This window comes from Lentisphaera profundi (assembly GCF_028728065.1).
GTDB lineage: Bacteria > Verrucomicrobiota > Lentisphaeria > Lentisphaerales > Lentisphaeraceae > Lentisphaera > Lentisphaera profundi.
Genome location: NZ_CP117812.1, coordinates 1273964 through 1292129, shown reverse-complemented (window position 1 = coordinate 1292129; position 18166 = coordinate 1273964). Strand labels below are relative to the sequence as shown.

The 18166-nt window shown below is 41.1% G+C and carries 12 protein-coding genes; 5 read left to right on the top strand and 7 right to left on the bottom strand.

What is annotated here, in order from left to right; genetic code table 11:
* The first annotated feature begins 29 nt into the window (after positions 1-29).
* Together PQO03_RS16515 and PQO03_RS16510 are read left to right on the top strand one after the other, a co-directional pair.
* Positions 30-2210: a DUF7133 domain-containing protein gene (locus PQO03_RS16515; RefSeq protein WP_274154297.1), complete on the top strand. Its 2181-nt coding sequence runs from the start codon at positions 30-32 to the stop codon at positions 2208-2210.
* 684 nt (positions 2211-2894) lie between these two features.
* Positions 2895-3998 (top strand): protein kinase domain-containing protein, encoded by a 1104-nt coding sequence (locus PQO03_RS16510; RefSeq protein ID WP_274154296.1) that lies wholly within the window; start codon positions 2895-2897, stop codon positions 3996-3998.
* 81 nt (positions 3999-4079) lie between these two features.
* On the opposite strand, the gene PQO03_RS16505 is transcribed toward PQO03_RS16510, so the two are convergent.
* Positions 4080-4703, bottom strand: coding sequence for a type II secretion system protein (locus PQO03_RS16505; protein WP_274154295.1), 624 nt, complete (start codon positions 4701-4703; stop codon positions 4080-4082).
* A gap of 222 nt (positions 4704-4925) precedes the next feature.
* Between PQO03_RS16505 and PQO03_RS16500 the strand changes: the two genes are divergently transcribed.
* The 3 genes from PQO03_RS16500 (at position 4926) to PQO03_RS16490 (ending at position 8668) form a co-directional block, all read left to right on the top strand.
* On the top strand, positions 4926-6761 hold the full coding sequence (locus PQO03_RS16500) for a sulfatase (protein WP_274154294.1): 1836 nt from the start codon (positions 4926-4928) through the stop codon (positions 6759-6761).
* 205 nt (positions 6762-6966) lie between these two features.
* Positions 6967-7554 carry a hypothetical protein gene (locus tag PQO03_RS16495; RefSeq protein WP_274154293.1) on the top strand — a complete coding sequence of 196 codons (588 nt, stop codon included), beginning with the start codon at positions 6967-6969 and terminating at the stop codon, positions 7552-7554.
* 262 nt (positions 7555-7816) lie between these two features.
* Complete coding sequence (locus PQO03_RS16490; RefSeq protein WP_274154292.1) at positions 7817-8668, top strand: PA4780 family RIO1-like protein kinase; 852 nt, start codon at positions 7817-7819, stop codon at positions 8666-8668.
* A 2-nt stretch (positions 8669-8670) separates the two neighbouring features.
* Here the strand turns inward: PQO03_RS16490 and PQO03_RS16485 are convergent, their stop codons facing one another.
* From PQO03_RS16485 to PQO03_RS16460, 6 genes are all read right to left on the bottom strand, one after another.
* The gene (locus PQO03_RS16485) at positions 8671-9480 is read right to left on the bottom strand and encodes an AraC family transcriptional regulator (RefSeq protein ID WP_274154291.1); all 810 of its coding nucleotides are present in this window, start codon (positions 9478-9480) and stop codon (positions 8671-8673) included.
* Positions 9481-9650: 170 nt separating this feature from the next.
* Positions 9651-10550 (bottom strand): sugar phosphate isomerase/epimerase family protein, encoded by a 900-nt coding sequence (locus PQO03_RS16480; protein ID WP_274154290.1) that lies wholly within the window; start codon positions 10548-10550, stop codon positions 9651-9653.
* Between the two features lie 35 nt (positions 10551-10585).
* Positions 10586-10723 (bottom strand): hypothetical protein, encoded by a 138-nt coding sequence (locus PQO03_RS16475; RefSeq protein ID WP_274154289.1) that lies wholly within the window; start codon positions 10721-10723, stop codon positions 10586-10588.
* A gap of 368 nt (positions 10724-11091) precedes the next feature.
* Positions 11092-11787 (bottom strand): L-ribulose-5-phosphate 4-epimerase AraD, encoded by a 696-nt coding sequence (gene araD / locus PQO03_RS16470; RefSeq protein WP_274154288.1) that lies wholly within the window; start codon positions 11785-11787, stop codon positions 11092-11094.
* Complete coding sequence (locus PQO03_RS16465) at positions 11780-13450, bottom strand: ribulokinase (RefSeq protein WP_274154287.1); 1671 nt, start codon at positions 13448-13450, stop codon at positions 11780-11782. Before PQO03_RS16465 ends, araD begins: the two co-directional genes overlap by 8 nt.
* Positions 13451-13556: 106 nt before the next feature.
* Positions 13557-18062, bottom strand: a complete 4506-nt coding sequence (locus PQO03_RS16460; RefSeq protein WP_274154286.1) for a DUF6797 domain-containing protein — start codon at positions 18060-18062, stop codon at positions 13557-13559.
* Positions 18063-18166: the final 104 nt, after the last annotated feature.

Below are 18166 nucleotides of genomic sequence, written 5' to 3'. Positions count from 1 at the left end.
TCAAAAAGATACTATAGGAATCCTCACCTGTGCGAAAAATCTCATCTTTAATTTTATTACCAAGCCTACTTCTAGCCGCAAATGAGCCCGCTAAAACTCCCGATCTTTATCAAAAAGTAAAGAGTTTGAGCCCTCAAGAAAGCATGAAAACCATCCAAGTCCCCAAGGGCTACAAACTTCAACTCGTGGCTTCTGAGCCGATGATTAGTGAGCCCGTGGATTGTGTCTGGGATGCTAATGGCGATATGTATGTCATTGAGATGAAAACTTATATGCAGGATGCCGATGCTACCGGTCAGTTCGATAAGACGAGTCGTGTCATGAAGCTGACTGACACTAATGGTGATGGCACAATGGACAAATCTACTGTTTTTGCCGACGGCCTCATGCTTCCTCGCATGATTCTTCCTTTAGATGATCGTATTCTGATCTGCGAAACTAATACGCTTGATATCTATTCCTACCGCGACACCAATGGTGATGGCAAATCCGATGAAAAGAAGATTTGGGCGAAAGGTGGTGCTAGAGGTGGGAATCTTGAACATCAACCCAGTGGTTTGGTTTGGAATTTAGACAACTGGATCTGCATGACTAAAAGTGGGGATGCCTTTAAAGTGGACGATGGTAAAGTCGTCAAGCAGAATCGTGGCTTCATCAATACCCAGTGGGGCTTAGATCATGATGATGACGGTCATATTGCCAGCGGTTTTTCCGGTGCTGAAAAGAGTTTTCAATTTTTTCAAACACCTACCATTTATGGCATGCCTAGCTACCCAAATGAATTGGAAAAAGACTTTAATACAGTTTGGCCTATTGATGATATCCCTGATACCCAAGGTGGTAGACGTCGTCTCAGAGAAAACAATACTTTGAATCACATGACCGCAGCTTGCGGCCATGGTGTCTATCGAGGCGAACTCATGCCCGAATTTTACGGCAATTATCTTGTGGCCGAACCCGTGGGACGCCTTATTCGCATGGCTAAAGTCGATCAAAGCCAAGGCTTTCGTCAATTGCAGAATGTTTACCCAAAATCAGAATTCATTCGCTCTACTGATGCCAACTTTCGTCCTGTCAATTTAAAAACTGGCCCCGATGGAGCTCTCTACATCGTGGATATGTATCGCGGTATTATTCAAGAAGGAAATTGGACCAAGAAAGGATCTTACCTCCGTGGTATTATCGACCAGTATGGCTTTGCAAAAAATAAACAGATGGGACGTATCTATCGCTTAGTCCCCGAAGACTTTCAGGCCAAATTCACACGCCCTGAAATGCTAAAAAAGGATTCTACTGCTTTAATTCCTTATTTAGATCATAAAAATGGCTGGATGAGAAGCACAGCAAGAAAAATTCTTATTCTAAGAAATGATAAAAGCATCACGCCAGCCCTCATGAAAGCGCTGACTCAAGCAAAAAGTACTCAAGGGAAAATCGAAATTTTATGGACTCTAGAAGGCCTTAAATCTCTTGATGCCAAATTTGTCATTCCTCTTATCCACTCTTCCGATGCCAGACTCGCAAGCAATGCCTTACGAGTTTCTGAACCTTGGCTACAGGCGAGTCACAAGCAAGTCCTCGCGGCCTATCAACACATCTTAGATAAACCCTCTTCATCAATCCTTCTGGGACAAGCCTTCCTTAGTATGAAAAAATTTGGACCAGGTCATATTTCTGGCCCCTACCTCCAAAAAATCGCTGAGAAATACAAAAATGATAAAGTACTAAAACACCACTTAGCTCAATGGGATCGCGATAAAGCCGCTCATAAAAAACGCATGGATCAGATAAATGCTCTTAAAGGCAAAGGGCCCGTGTTTGAAAAAATCATGAAAGCGGGTGAAACACATTACAAAACACTCTGCTTTGCCTGTCATGGCTCCGAAGGTCAAGGAACCCCCATGGCTGGAACAAATATAACTCTTGCTCCTCCACTTAAAGCTTCTCCACGTGTTCTTGGCAATAAGGATAAACTTATTAAAATAACCTTGCATGGACTCATGGGCCCTGTAGATGGAAAAACTTATCCTGGCGCAATGGAATCACTCGCAGCTCATAATGACAAGTACCTCTCCCAAGTTTTAACCTACATCCGAAATTCTTGGGGCAATACAGCCGAAATGATCAATGAGAAAGAAGTTAAATCGACCCGTAAACGCAATAGAAAACGCAATAAACCTTGGACTTTGGAAGAACTTAAGAAAAAATAAATAAGTTTTCCTAGGCCTGATCTAATTTTAGCCTCCTTGATTCTTTGATGAATAAGGAGGCTTTTTCTTTTCCCCGTACTCAGATTCCATCTGAGTTTAAGGCATCCATGCTTACTAGATTTAGCCATATTTCTCTAAGCTGACTAAAGAGAATTAACACCCTGTCACTTTAACAAAAGTGACTAGTTTTCTACACACTTAAATCTCTCTCAAGCTTTACTGATAAGTCTTCCATATGAATTACAATATATAAAGATCTGTCTAAATAATAGTAATTCGACCATCGTATTTCTTAAGTCCATATTCCGGAGAAATGAAAAATCCTTCGGTGTTCAATGTATACCCATACTTAAAAAAGCCTTAATTTGACTTATAATATTTTTAAAGAAATGAACTCTGATATCGAACTATAATTAATCAAATTACGTAAATTAAGAGTGCTCTAAATATTCATTAGAATTCTCTAAATAGGCTAAATACGAGGAAATATTAAAATAAGGTTAACGAAAGTCCAAAGCTTCATGAATTTTGAATTGCATTAGAAGCTGAGTCACTTACTTTTTTAAGATAAATTATAAGTACATCCGAAAAACACATAAAGCCTTATCTCTAGATAGATTATCAAAATCGTTCATGGCTTTAGTTTTAAGAAAGATCATGGATGCAATAAAGGATAATAAATTGATGAGTACATCGCTAGCTAGTTTGAGGAAAAATAAACAAACCACTACCTTCGTTTTTAAAAGAAGTGACTTGGATTCGGCACTCTCTCCTTTGGAGCAGATCAGCTTAACTGTGGATGCTAAACACGTCAATGCCAGTGATAATTATTCATTTATTGCCGAAGAAACGATCGATAATCTCGACCGTACAAAAATTGCAGGGATATCGCAAAATAACTACACTACCGATATTACATGCTCTCAATGCCACACAACATCTACCTTCACGAGTACTAATTTATTCGAAAAAGTCGCATGTCCTTCCTGCCAGCTCAAATTTAGAATTCCCATAGAAACAGAACTTTTTCTTTACGATAAGCATATTTTTGAGAGCCCCTTTATTAATATTTTTAGAGCTCATCATAAACAAAGTGAATTTTATGGTGATGTCGTCGTTTATGAAAAAATCCCACCTGCACCCAACAAAACTTCTAATGTAGAAGAAATTTTCAAGCATTACAATAAACTAGATATAGAAAACTATATAAGACCTCTAACTTTCGACAAAGATGAAAATGCCTATTACATCACTCGAAAAAATGCACCTTATAGAATGAATCTTTATCTCGAAGAATTTGGGGCACTTCCGGATCATCAAGCTGCTCACGTCCTTTATAACGTCACAAAAACACTAGCGAAGCTCGCTACATATTCCTGCTACGGTGCTGTGTTACCCTCAGATATTATGCTAGAACTAGATGGCAGTGTGAAGATCTGTGATTATGGCTTTCGTGAAGCCCTTCATTCTATCAATCAAGCCTATAACTATCTCCCCTTGCCGCAATCAGCGCCAGAGACCATTTTTAGTAAAGTTCATAATGAAGCCTCTACCGTTTATTCATTGGGAATTTTAGCACTTGCATTCATTGGTGGACAACAAGTTTTCAGTGAAAACGACCCTCATAAAGTCATTCAGGAACGTCAAGACTATTTTGACAATTTCTCAACAGAGAAATTTCCATCATTCTTACAAAGCATGCTCGATAGAAATCCTAAATATAGACCAAAGCTTAAGGAATGTCGCGAATTTTTCTTTCACTTAGATAGTCAAAATATCTCTCACTAGACTGTCTTGCTCTTATGAAAGGCTCTAAATAAGCCTTTCTAATCTCTGCATAGCACTATCCTTGATATACCCAATTAAAGATTAGTGCTTCTGTCTCTCTGCCGCATTTTCTGCACTCATAAACTCTGTATGTCCACAGGACATAACGGTCATGATTTTATCCGCTTCACCATGAACTCCCGCTCCTTGATAAGTATCAAGCGCATGAGTACCTGCATGAGATTTATTTGCGCGTAAACTTTTAGTTCCTGGTAGCTCTGCAAAAGCGATAAACTGATCTGGCTTGCGCACTACAGATTGATGATTACTGAGGCCTTTTTCATTACCAAGCCCTCTCATCCTTTCAAGTATTTCACTCGCCCAACTCCCCCGACCTCCATCATTTAGGGCATAGGATCTCGTACGATCATTTATATCAGCATCAGAGGGGCACGCGTATATATCCTTTGATTCCACATCTCCATAGAAGTCCAAGGCCATATCCCAAGTTTTCCCTTTGCCCCTATTTACATATGCAGAGGGATACATTCCATCAGAGTCCATTAGGTATTGTTCCTGTAACCTGTAAATTTGATGTAGATTCTCACTACAAATTCTCAAATCTGCTTTCTCTTGATTTATCTCAACAGAACTTACAAACAAACTCATGAGTACTGTTAAAATTGCCATAACTATCAACATATCTGTCAAAGTAAAACACTTCATTTTTTTTCATCCTTTGAAAAATTAATTCTCTATTTCTAAGCTTAAATAAAGTATTCAATTATAAACAAGCGAAAAAACGAAACGCTTCAGTATTTTTTACATTTCATCAAAACTTAATTTTTCCTATGATTTATTGCTCAATAAATTTCTATTTTAAAAGCTGAAGATGTAGCGTTTTAAACTTTAAATTGTTTAATAAAGAAATATAAAAAGGATCTTTTCATGAAAGCATTGCTCAGTCTTTTATTCACACTCTCTTTTGCGCTTTGCGCAAGTGAACGTCCCAAGCCTAATGTGATCCTCATACTCGCTGATGATTTAGGCTGGCAAGATGTAAAGTGCTACGATATCGATAAACCCTCCCCCTATGAAACCCCACATATTGATCAACTTTCAAAAGACGGTATTATGTTTTGGCAGGCCTATTCGCCCGCTCCTACCTGTGCTCCTTCTCGCGGTGCCATTCTTGCAGGGAAACACCCTGTGCGTCTTAAGCGTCCTCATGTCGTTGGTGGCGCTCCCCCCATTCCTAATCATGAAAAAGCTTGGTCGATGATTGCTCCTTGGTATCGCGGCCGTCTTCCTATTTCAAATATTATTATTCCCGAGGTTCTGAAAACGAATGGCTATTACACTGGTCACGTTGGCAAATGGCATATCGCTATTGACCACCACGCCTACCCTCAACCTAAAGACCATGGTTTTGACTTCACTCGAAGTGATCGAGGTGCAACGGGTGGATCACGCAAAGATCGACTCAGTGATTTTGCGACTACAGCAAAAGATGATCCTTATCGTCTCGATGAAAACAATTTCCCCTTCCATCAAAATAATGTAGATGCCCTCAACTTTATTCAAGACAACAAAGCAAAACCCTTCTTTCTTTACTACGCAACTTGGTTAGTCCACACCCCCATTCATACTCGCAGTCGTCCCCTACTCGAGAAGTACTGCAAGAAAATCGGCATAGATTTCCCCACGGATCCTAAAGGCTGGACTCTCCCAGGCCAGCAGAACCCTTATTACGCGGCTATGATTGAGATGCTCGATTACTACCTTGGACAAGTGATTACTTCACTTAAAGAAACTGATGACCCCCGCTGGCCCGGTCATAAACTCATTGAAAATACTTACATCATCTTTACTTCCGATAATGGTGGAATGGAAGGTCACCCCGGTGAAGTCATCACCGATAACTACCCACTCGACAAAGGTAAAATAAACGCTCAAGAAGGCGGCACGCGCGTCCCATTCATTATCAGTGGACCCATGGTCCCTAAAGCGGTGCAAACTAATGTCATAGCTAATGGCATGGATTTATTTCCCACTATCCTTTCATGGACCAAAACAAAGAAACCTACTGATCTACAATTTGATGGCTCCGACCTTTCTAGTCTTATCACAAATAATCCACAAGACCCAAACTTAATCAAAGAAGCTAATGGCGAAGTCCGCAACTCTGTCATGCATCACTTCCCCAATAGTGCCTCCATGCATTCTACCCTGCGTATTGATGGCTGGAAAATCATCCGCAACTATCAACCCAATAAAGCAAAAATTGAACTCTATCAACTCTATGATGATTCAGGAAAACGGGTCGATATTGAAGAAAGCAAAAACCTCGTCAGTCAGATGCCTGAAAAAGCAGCTGAAATGAATCGTCTGCTCCAGCAGCGCCTTGACGAGATGGATGCCGACTACCCCTATAAAAATCCCTATTTCAAGAATTCACTAGCCGGAAAAAAGCAGGTTCCCATTGTGACATCCCAAGAACAAAATGGCCGCCAACTTTCCTTGAATTATGAAAACAAAGGCAACGCTCTTTCAAAAGCTTACTTGATGTATACTCTTAATGGGGGACAACAATCCGAAGAGTGGTACCGCATGGATGCGCAAATCCAAGGAAACAAAGTCAATGCTACTTTACCCGAAGGTTCTACTCACTACATCTTCAATCTCATTGATGATCAAAACTTCCTCGTCTCCTATCCACGCATGGGCCAAGTAGGAGATTTCAAACGAGGTAACTACTCAATAAAAGCGCTTAAAGTTAAGTAGCAACTAAAAAATCACGTACTCTTTATGAGAGTCTAATTGAGGATACTTAAGCTCTGGGAACACCGAGTAGCTACTCAGAAAGCACTGAGTAGATACTGACCTTATTATCATCTTAATCTGTAAAAATTTTCTGAATTTTGTATCACGGTACTAATATTCTCGTTATTATTAGAATTCAGCTATAACAAAAACTACGGAGTTATCCATGAAAACAACGGCCTTATTGCTATCAATCATTTTTTCAATTTCACTTTTAAATGCCAAAGACATCATCAAAGATCCCACTTTTAAGAAAAAGGATAAGTACTGGTTTTTACAATTAAAAAGTGAATACCGAGGCTTAAAATCTGAATACAAAAAAGGAAGTATTAGCCTAACTACCACACATACTTCTGAAAACTATTATGTGAGCTTAGTTACTGAAGCTCCCGTTAAAGAAGGACGCATTTACCAGCTTCGCTTTAAATTTAAAGGAAGTGGTCAAGGACATGTTTATGTGGGTGAACGTTCCTACCCCAATATTTTTAAAGGCAAAAAATTTCAAGCCGATGATAAACTCCTTAATCTTGGACTCTTCCAGAAATTTGAGCCCACTAGTGAGTGGCAAGAAGCCAACTGTATTTTCAAAGCTGAAAAGAACCCTGCTTCACATCTTATCGAAAGTCTCATTTTTATGCTTGGTGAATACCAAGGTGAGGTGACTATCAGTGATCTTTCTTTTGTTGAACTGAAAGGATCTACGGCCTCTCCAAAAGTGAAACGTGGTGACATGGAGATCACTAAGGCTAAGTGATTTTTAAAGGCGAAAACCATGGTGTTTTGTTCGCTTCATCTAGGGCTGTTCGAGTGGTATCACAAGTAGTAATGGATCACGCTGCGATCCTGAGAATCAATTCATAAAATGGCTCTTTAATCAAAAAAAAGAATGAGACTTCTGTTCGTATAACTATGAATTCCCATCTATTTGAATAGGTATACTTGCTTTTATAATATATAGGGGTTTTTTGCTCTATGCTTATTTATTCATTATTCAGTCATTTATCTAGGGAGCCCACTTGAAGAAAACCCCAAAAAGCCTCAAACCTCTTTTGGATGATGGTATTATCGACAAAGTTATTCGCCCTATTATGAGTGGTAAAGAAGCGAAAGTTTATCTCGTTCAGGTCAATGATGTATATCGTTGCGCAAAAGTGTATAAGGATGTGCACCAAAGAAGCTTTCAAAACTCATCTATTTATCGCGAAGGCCGCAAAGAACGCAACTCACGTAAAGCGCGTGCTATGGCCAAGCGCTCCAATTATGGCCGTCAAGAAGAAGAGAGTTCCTGGCAAAATGCCGAAGTTCATGCCTTGAATCTCTTAGCTGATGCTGGCGTACGCGTACCAAAGACTTACGGTTGCTTTGATGGCGTCCTGCTCATGGACCTCGTCAGCGATGCCGAAGGTAATATTGCTCCGCGCTTAAGTGAAGTGGAAATGGATGCTGATATAGCCATAGAGTACCATCAGTTACTTATAGCTGAATTAGTTCGCATGCTCTGTGCAGGTTTAGTCCATGGTGATTTATCGGAATATAATATTCTCGTTGATGCCCACGGTCCTGTCATTATTGATCTCCCTCAAGCAGTAGACGCTGCCGCCAACAATAATGCCAAAATGATTTTCGAGCGCGACGTCAATAATCTACGACTCTTTTTTGGTCGTCATGCACCTGAGATTTTAACAAGTCAATATGGTCCCGAAATTTGGGAAATTTTCGAGAACGGGAAACTCAAACCAGGCATATCTCTGAGTGGTAAATTCACGGCTGACGAAGAACTCGCCAACGTCGATGAAGTTCTTGAAGAAATTGAAGTCGCCAGAGAAGAAGCTGAAGCAGCAAGACTTTACGCTGAACAAAGAAGCTAAATTTAAGAGAATTTACTTCGGTAAGCTTTGGGAGTGATGCCAGCCATTCTTTTGAATTCACGCGTCATGTGACTTTGATCTGAAAAACCACATTTATAAGCAATTTCACTTAAGGATTTGGATGATTCGATTAATAAACGAGAGACCATTTTATGGCGAACTTGTTTGATATAAGTTGTGGGTGATACCCCGAACTGCTTCTTGAAATGCCTTAGAAAAGTACTCGATGACATACAAAGTTTTTTAGCTAAGTCATCAATTTTAATGGTCTTATCATAATCTCTTTCAATAATATCTAAAACACTCTTAAATTCCTGTAAGGGACTCAGAGCATCCAAGGTTTTTACGCTATCACGAGTAATACCAATGAGACCAATGATTTGACCGTCTTTATCCTTAACCGGCAGCTTGGTAGATACATGCATACTAACTACACCATCTTCTGAACTTACTGGTTCAGATAATTCACAAACTTTCTCTCCTGCAAAAATTCGTGCATCATCCATTTCGTAGCGCACCGCAAGTTCACGACTCACCATATCATAATCTGTTAAGCCAATAATTTGCTCTAATTTATCATAACCAAATAATTTAAGAAAGGCTTTATTTGCTTTGATAAATCTGCCTTCGCAGTCTTTGACAAAGAAGTACGTATCACTCATATATTCAAAAAGCTGCGATACGCAGAAGGGCTCAGCACTATCTAAAAAGTCCTTGGCATATTGAATCTTCTCTGTATTGCTCATCGTCATGAACATAATCTGACTCTTGTTTTGTAAATTGAAACTTATTCTAAGTTCAATAATTAACATAATTACCCATAAAGCGGGGCAAAGCCCCGATCGCCTGGTCAAGGAAAGGTATTTCCTTGCAGGGGAGTTCGAGGGGACAGCGTCCCACTCGTATGCACAGCATCATGCCCTTTATTCTAAGTTCAATAATTAATGATAACTAAACATAAAGGGCTCTTAAGTGAAAACATCTAAGTAATTTGATCCGCTAATCTTTTGATATAGGGGATAGCATCCTTGGCATCGATCTCTGTCGTCGGACAAAAGCAAAAATCAAAAGTCCACCAATTAGCTTGTTCTAAATCATCTTTAAATTCTTGCATAAATGATTTAAAATCCACCTGGCCCGTACCAAAAGGACTATGAGTTGATGTTTCATCATTATGTAGCGTGCCATCACAATCAATTAAATGCCAATGACCAATCTGATCTTTGACCATGGCGGCAAATTCATTGACCCCACCCTTTAAAATTTCTTTTTCTCCATTATGACGTGCACCCACGACGGCGCACATATAGGCATGTGAACTATCAAAGAGCAATTTAAAATTGGGATGATTAACTGTATCAACTGCAAGCTTTACTTCTGAGGGCTTATTCAGCCAAAAACCAGGTTCGAATTCCCACACCATAAGCACGTCGTAAGCTTTGCAAAGCTCCGCCGCCGCCCGCCAGTTATCCGTTAAGTTTTTAAAGTGTTGATGATAGAGTTCTGGGGCGACTGCATCGGGAGCAGTAATCGTATCGACTCGTAAAACATCAATCCCCATGCGTCGACAAAACTCAAGACATTTTTTGACTTCGCTTAAAAATTCAGCCTCACTCACGAGTGCGGGAGGCACATCGCGAAAATCGGCAGCAAAACCGGAAATGCCCAGTCCATAAGACTCAATCATTGCTTTGAGTTGAGCACATTTTTCATCTGTAGCGTAATCGTCTGGATGGGGATGAGGACGAAAGCCATTGATTTCGATCCCATCATAACCATGCTCACCAGCGTATTTACAGACTTGCTCAAAAGTCCATGGATTTTTTTCGTAAGGGCCAAATGAAAAAGCCCATGAGCCTATTGCAATTTTACTTGTTTTCATAAAATTTTACTTGTTTTCATAAAATTTTTCCTGTTTTAATTATTTTCTTGATTAAGCATCGTCGGGATACGGGCTTGACCACTAATGAGTGGGAATTTAAGGATTTTTATACGTACTGCTACCTTTTTTAGTAGGGCGCCGAGGGCTCCTCGGCCACCGGAGGTGTTTACCATCTGGGGCTCCGCCCCACACCCCGCTCAAGGGTGCTTGGACCCTTAACAATCCCAACACTCGGAGCTTCGCTCCAGCGCTTACCTGAACAATCAGATAATGCGTATTGAACATTAATTTCACCTAAGATTCTAATGAAGCTCCTCGGGGCAAGCCCACGAGGTATCTCATTACTTTTAACAAGCGATGTTGCTGCGACGCTAGCGTCGGGGAATTAAACCCACCTAAAGATTAAGTTCCCACCCATTAGGGCTTGACCCCGACTTATTATGAGGGACGAGTCCCTTACACTCCCACCAAGGACTTGCCAGCCCTTGACCCGGCAAATTAAGCACTTCGTACTCAGCTTACTGTTTTAGATACTTAATCACTATTTCTTTTGCCCATAGTAAGCATCTTTGCCATGCTTGCGTTGATAATGCTTTTCTAATATATGAGCTGGAATCAAGGGTAACTCTGTTGCTTGTAAGCTACGGACCGCCATTTCCGCACAGGATTCTAGGGCGACACTATTCTTAAATGATTCCATAGGACTTTCCCCCCAGGTAAAGGGTGCATGATAATGTAGTAAGACTGCCGGGACTTCCATCGGATTTAAGCCTTTTTCTACAAAAGTTTCAACTATGACTTTACCCGTATTGAGCTCATAATCACCCTGCACTTCACTCTCGTTTAAGGCCCGTGCTAAGGGTACGGTGCCGCAAAAATGATCCGCATGCGTTGTTCCTGAACAGGGCAGTTCACGACCATTTTGGCAAAGTGTGGTCGCAAATAAACTATGAGTATGGCAGATGCCTCCCAAGGAAGTAAATTCACGGTACAGATGTAAATGTGTAGCACTATCTGAAGATGGATTTAGCTCACCCTCAATAATATTGCCCTGCAAATCCAACACGACTAAATCATCGAGCCCCATTTTTTCATAGGAGACTCCACTAGCTTTAATAACCACCAAGCCACGCTCACGATCGATTCCGCTTACATTGCCCCAGGTCAGCTTAACTAATCCACTGGATTGTAGGAGCTTATTAGCTTGTAGGACTTCTTCTTTAAGTTGCTCAAGCACGATTAACTTCTTGCTGAATTTTAATCAAACGCTTCATCACTCCAAAGAGATCATCACTAGATCCCTCTACCCCAAAGGCTTCGTATAACTGACTATATATTTCATATAACTGTCCATAAGTTTGAACTTCTTTTAACTCAGGAAGGTACTCACGACGGCATTCGGTGGTCATTTGTTTTTGCAGTTCTAAAACAGCTAATTTCTTACTTGCTGCGGCCGCAAAAATAGCGGCCCCAAGTGCACAAGTTTGATCGCTATCGGCAATACGCACGGGTCGATTAAATACATTGGCGTAAATCTGCATCATCAATTTATTTTTTTGCGCTAAACCACCACAACAAATGATCTCCTCTACCTGAGTGCCCGAATCCTCGAGGCGCTCAATTATTTTCAAAGCGCCAAAAGCAGTCGCTTCGATTAGTGCGCGATAAATTTCGTGAACTTTACTATGCAGTGTTTGGCCCAGCATTAAGCCACTGAGTTGCATATCCACTAGCGTACAACGATTGCCATTATTCCAGTCAAGTGAGAGTAAACCACTCTGACCCGCAGACATGGCGGCCGCTTGCTCAGTCATATTTTTGAAAATTTCATCTCGATTATTGCCGTATTCACTCGTGCCCAAGTGATTCACTAACCATAAAAAGAGATCGCCAACGGCCGACTGCCCTGCTTCAATGCCCACAAAACCCGGAATCACCGAGCCCTCCACTACACCACAGACTCCAGCAATAGCTTGCTTAGATTTAGAAATCATCAGATCGCAAGTACTCGTGCCGACAATCTTAACCAAAGCACCCTCTTTGATTCCTGCTCCAACTGCACCCATATGTGCATCAAAAGCACCCACGGCAATGACTGTGCCTTCCGCTAAACCTGTACGCTTGGCCCATGACTCACAAACGTGACCTGCAACTTGATCGGATTCCAAAGCTTTATCATAAAGTCGATCTCGTAAATCAGATAATTCTGGATCTAAGGCATTTAAAAATTCTTTATCGGGCAAGCCACCCCATTCATCGGCGTAAATGGCTTTGTGACCCGCTGCACAAATACTGCGCTTAAGTTCTTTAGGATCTTTCACTCCCGCGAGTGCTCCAGGGAGAAAGTCGCAGAGTTCAACAAAGCTATAAGCTTTGCCAAAGGTCTCGGGATCAATATTTTTCAGGCGTAAAATCTTGGCCCAAAACCATTCACTCGAATAAGTTCCACCACAAGGTTCGAGCATCTGTGGACGCATTTCTTTTGCTTTCGCTGTAATAATAGCGGCTTCATTATGTGAGGTATGATCTTTCCATAACCAAGCTTGGGCATTGAGATTTCTTGGCTCAAGTAAGCCTAGTGCTTGGTTGAATTTATCTACCGGAATCACTGTACTTCCCGTCGTCGCACAAGTTAGAGCTATCACTTGCTTGGCCTCAAAGTTTTCAAGATCACTTTGAGCTTGCTCAATCACTGATTTTATAATGTATTGCATACCATTGAGATAATCTGCTGGACTCTGCCGCGCTAGATGCGGATCTTGCGCACTCAGCAAAACGCCTTGATTACCACTAGGGTAAGGGTAAACCTCTGAAAAAAGTTCCTCGTTTGAGCCCACTTCTACAAGTACCGCGCGGCAAGAATTGGTGCCATAATCTAAACCAATCACATATTCTTTCATTTATCACTCAACCATTAAATTATTTTGTATAAAATAGTCATGAACAAGCTTTAATTATTGTTAATTTTATTCAATTTTTTGAACAAAATCGTCAACAAGTAAATTCTTATTTCAAGGAATGGATGGTATTATTGATCTCAAAAGTGAATTGATGGCCATCCGCCGCCTGCATTGTAGCTTTGATTGACATGCAACGCGTCGGCGCAATTTCAGGAATACTCAGAAAGACTTTTTTCTTATCTGCACTCAAGCGCACGGCCTCAACTTTCAGGCTCTTGAGATTTTCATGCCTAGAGCCATAATTTTTAGTTCTCTTAATACGCCAAGAGCTTAGCTGAAATTGTTCTGCTTTCACATTAGCCAAAGCAATTGGGAACTCTAATTCCAAGCCACTTTTGGAGGTCTGTAATCCCGTTGGCACATAAGTAGGTTTTCCCGTGTAACGCACTCGATAAAAACTACCCGCTTCATGCTTATTCGCGGCCCACGCAAACATCCCTAAGGCGTAGAGCTGACCATCAATAGCATTAAAGCGTCCACGCATTACGCCTGATTTGAAATCTTCAATCGGCAGTTTAACTTGACCACCTTGACGCTGACCATTGACCTTTTCGTAAAGGTTCAAAAATATTCGACCCATACCATAAGAGAGCTCGAGTAATTGCCCCTCTAGCGGCCCCCACTTATCACTCTTGGCCCACATCAATTCGGCAGGTGAACGATTAAACTTATTCGTTAACCAAATCATCGGCTCTTTCATATCCTTATCAGCGCTACTCTTTGCCTTGTGATAGCCCATGAAATTTCCATAAAAGCCTCCTGGCTCAACCCAGTTAATGCGGTTCTTTGGCGTCCAGTGACCCTCTTGATCCGTGACAAAAAAACTTCCATCATCATTCACACAAATACCATTGGCCGCACGAAAACCTGTAGCCAGTATTTCGGTTTTTAATCCATCCTTGCTAACTTTCAATAAAGTCCCATGATGGGGGACTAAACCAGGCTTGGCATGACGTGCGGACTTAGCGTAATAAAAGTTACCCGCTTTATCCGTCTCTAGTCCCATCGCAAATTCATGAAAATGTTCAGTGACTTGGTGATCGTTATTAAAGCTCTGGTAATAATCCGCCTCACCATCACCATTTAAATCTTTTAGTAGCACAATCTGATCACGACAAATGATATAAACTTGCTCCTTAACAATCTTCACGCCCAAGGGTTGATATAAACCAGCGGCAATGCGTCGCCATTTTATTTTTCCCTGCTTTTGCGTAAGCCCCTCAAGTCGCCATATATCACCCTGCCAAGTCGATACAATCGCCCCTTTGCCATCGGCAAAAAAATCGAGCCCAGATAAACGCATCCAGCTTTTCCAAGGATTCATAAGTGGGATTTCAAATTCATCACTCACATAAGCAGACTTATCTGCAGCGACTTTAATGCTCGTTTCAACTGATTGATTCCACTGCGCGGGAGCCCCCTTAGTGTATACTAACAAGTCTTCTGCTTTTGCAGAATTTTTCGCATAGCTAGCCAATTGATCCGAGCTGAGTTTTGACAGCAAGATCTTAAGTTTAAGTTTCGCTTGATTCGCTGGTATTTTTAAAATGTAAAAGCCATTGAACTCTTCTAATTTAAACTTACCATCTGCTAAAATCTTGCAGGAAATACTTGTGGGTGCGACGCGCATTGATAAGTCATTTTTGATATCCGTAAAATTTAATGTCCGTGCAATGACTAAATTATCTTCTGTGCTCTCAAGACTCGTGTAATCCCATACTTGACTTTCCCCTACAGTATAATGAATAATCCTTTTATCGCCATGCTTATAGGTGCCCTTATAATGAGCCCAATCACGTGGCAATGGACCGTAGAAACGATTATCTACAGCTCTGAAGCGCGGATCATCCCATTGGCCTGTCTTAGGGTTTGCCCACGCCGGCCCTTGAGGATTAGCAAATAATATATCCCCTTGGATTGATGAATGACTTCCATGAGAACCATCAAAAGCAATGCCTTTCCAATCGATAAATTCATCTCCCGTCCATACCGCGGCTAATTGCAGGGTATCGTGATCAAAGAGGGACCAAGACTTGCCTTTGGCGATGCCTCCTTGACCTTGATCAAGACGAGTAGCAATGCCCTTCTGAACGATATTGCCCTGCTCTACTTCTAAGGTCCACATTAAGCTCGAGCTATAATCCATTTCCAAATAAGGCCTTGGCTTCACTCGTATTTTCTTTTTGGGAACATCGACAAAACCTGGCAAGGAGGCCAAGTACGCTGGAGTCACTTTAAAGTATTGTGAATCATTATTGCCCGCAATTTGGATCTCCCGGATATACTGAATTACATCCATTTTCTGTTGACTCGTCATCCAAGCTTGGGGCATCATCTGACCAAAGCCCTTAGTAAGGGTATTATACATGCTCAGCGGATCCTGACCATTTTTGAGTGGTCCTTCATGAAATTTCAGTGCGGTGGGTAACGAGCCTTCTTTATCCGTGTTTCCGTGACAAGTAATGCAGAGGCTATTATAAATCTTCTCGCCTCGTTCAAGCGAAAGCTCACTCCAAGCTTGAATCTCCTTGACCATATCAATATCGAGTAAAGGGCGGATCTGCAAAGAAGAAAAATGAACTCCAGGACGACTAGTTTGTATGGCAATAGAAGTCAATCTTACTGGTGTTTTTTGTTTGTTCTGAACCGGACTCCAAGAAAAAGTGGCTTTAGGATCAGCCATAGACTGTGTACTTAAATGAAGAGCCTCTTGCTGAGAGAAGGCTTTTTGAAAAAAATTCACATGGGAAATATCACCATAAAAGTGTCCGCCGAAGTCATCACCTGCCTCGCCAATTTTAAAAACAAAATTATCCTTGTCATCTTTTTTAAAGTTCTCTTCTTCGGCGAGTTTTACTCCATCTGCATACAAACTTAACGTTCCCGCATCGTAAACAACCAATGCCGTGTGCCACTTGCCATCATCAAAGTCTTTCCCACCACTGACCGCACCACGCCAGCCGATGTCATACACTAACTTCCCCTCACGAACTAAAAGCGTTTTTCCTCCGGAAATCCATTTCCCCTTGGGCAAACATTTAGAAAAAATCGCCCCATTTTTTGTCGTTCGAAAACGAGTGATGAAACTGAAAGGCTTTTCTCCACCTAAATTAATTTTTGCGCTTTCCGCAAGGGGGAGTTTAAGCGGCAGAGTGGATGCCCCCGTAGTCAGCAAAGGGCTTTTCTCAAAAACTTTTTTGCCGTCTATGAATAATGAGGCGAGTGATTGTTCTTGATTCACTTCAAGTTTCGCAGCATACCACTTAGCCTGCTCATGCACGGCGGGTAAGCTGAGTTTATGCGTACCATTAAAAACGAGCTCAACTTGAGCCAGACTTCTTGCGGGCAGCGCATAATCAAATGATAACTCAAAGTTCTGTACGCTATTTTCAGCTACTAAGGGAGCCTGATCACTAATCAAGACTCCCTTATCATTCTTCGAGCGCCCTAGTTCAATCGCGGGATTATTGAAGAGCGCTTTTGCACCTTTAATGACTTTTTTTTTTGGTGCCTCCGGGATTTCTTTATCCTTGGGCACTGGACGAAAAGGCCATTTGGGCGAGCCAGGTAAATCGGGATAATGCGTGGCTTTACCAAGAGCGAACTCTGTAATTTGTAATTTTCTTTCTTTCCAGACTTTACCATTAGCACTATAAAAAGAGGGGTAAAAGGGATCAATATAATCAACTTGTGCTTTTACAGGAACATCCATGCCTAATAAAAAGTATGAAGCGTTCACAAGTAAACGTCGCAAATCTTCGCTTACAAAATCAACTGATGAACCCATGGTCGTAGTGAAAGTTAAACCCTGCTTAGCACCCTTGACTTGATAGGGGTGCAACCACGCTAAAGGCTGCATCGGATTATTTTTTGGACCCGCGATTTTTTCAGATTTCGGGTCTAAAGTCTTAGTGACCGCTCCACGTAAAAGTATGGTATCTTTTGCAGTCAATGCTCGAATCCCATAAACATCACTCGGTGCAAATACATCTTTTATATTATTTAAAATTGCGTGGTCCGCATTTTTCTTTTCAATCACTCCACGCGCACCCTGTCTTTTATGATGCCCATGGTGACTCACCCAGCCATCGCCAATAATTTCAGGACCAAATTGATCTAAATTAAGTCCTTCACAAATCAGGTCTTTTCCCTTAAAGCCATGAGTTGAAGTGCGAATGCCAATAACGGGCTTACCTGCCTTTAAGTACTTGCCAATTATTTGACGATCCATAGCATTTGGTTTTCTAAAGCGTGTACCAATAATCATCAAATCTGCATCATTAAGATAATGCCAACCTTTTACATTGGCCTGTCCATTAGGATCAATATACTGACCACTATTATCCCAGGAGAATAAAACAATGCAATTAAAGCCGTGATGCTTGGCCAAAATCTTGCCTAACATCGGCATTGTTTCTTCTGAGCGGTACTCTTCGTCACCAGCTACCAAGACTATTGTCTTGGCACCCTCTTTTCCTTGAAATTTTAAAACATGCTGATCCGCGAAGGCAGCTAATGTACAGAGCAGTAATAAACTGAATCTAAATATCATGATTGTTATAAACCTTTTAGAATTAATTATTCATCACTATAATTGATCTAAACTTAAATAATTGAATGATTAATTCATTTTTTATAACAAAAACTTTAGTAGTT

What these genes read in the sequence shown, in the direction of transcription:
- PQO03_RS16495 (WP_274154293.1), top strand. Translation starts at nt 6,967, where the DNA reads ATGAAAACAACGGCCTTATTGCTATCAATCATTTTTTCAATTTCACTT.
- PQO03_RS16465 (WP_274154287.1), bottom strand. Translation starts at nt 13,450, where the DNA reads ATGAAAGAATATGTGATTGGTTTAGATTATGGCACCAATTCTTGCCGC.
- PQO03_RS16485 (WP_274154291.1), bottom strand. Translation starts at nt 9,480, where the DNA reads ATGTTAATTATTGAACTTAGAATAAGTTTCAATTTACAAAACAAGAGT.
- PQO03_RS16505 (WP_274154295.1), bottom strand. Translation starts at nt 4,703, where the DNA reads ATGAAGTGTTTTACTTTGACAGATATGTTGATAGTTATGGCAATTTTA.
- PQO03_RS16500 (WP_274154294.1), top strand. Translation starts at nt 4,926, where the DNA reads ATGAAAGCATTGCTCAGTCTTTTATTCACACTCTCTTTTGCGCTTTGC.
- PQO03_RS16460 (WP_274154286.1), bottom strand. Translation starts at nt 18,062, where the DNA reads ATGATATTTAGATTCAGTTTATTACTGCTCTGTACATTAGCTGCCTTC.
- PQO03_RS16475 (WP_274154289.1), bottom strand. Translation starts at nt 10,723, where the DNA reads ATGGTAAACACCTCCGGTGGCCGAGGAGCCCTCGGCGCCCTACTAAAA.
- PQO03_RS16510 (WP_274154296.1), top strand. Translation starts at nt 2,895, where the DNA reads ATGAGTACATCGCTAGCTAGTTTGAGGAAAAATAAACAAACCACTACC.
- PQO03_RS16480 (WP_274154290.1), bottom strand. Translation starts at nt 10,550, where the DNA reads ATGAAAACAAGTAAAATTGCAATAGGCTCATGGGCTTTTTCATTTGGC.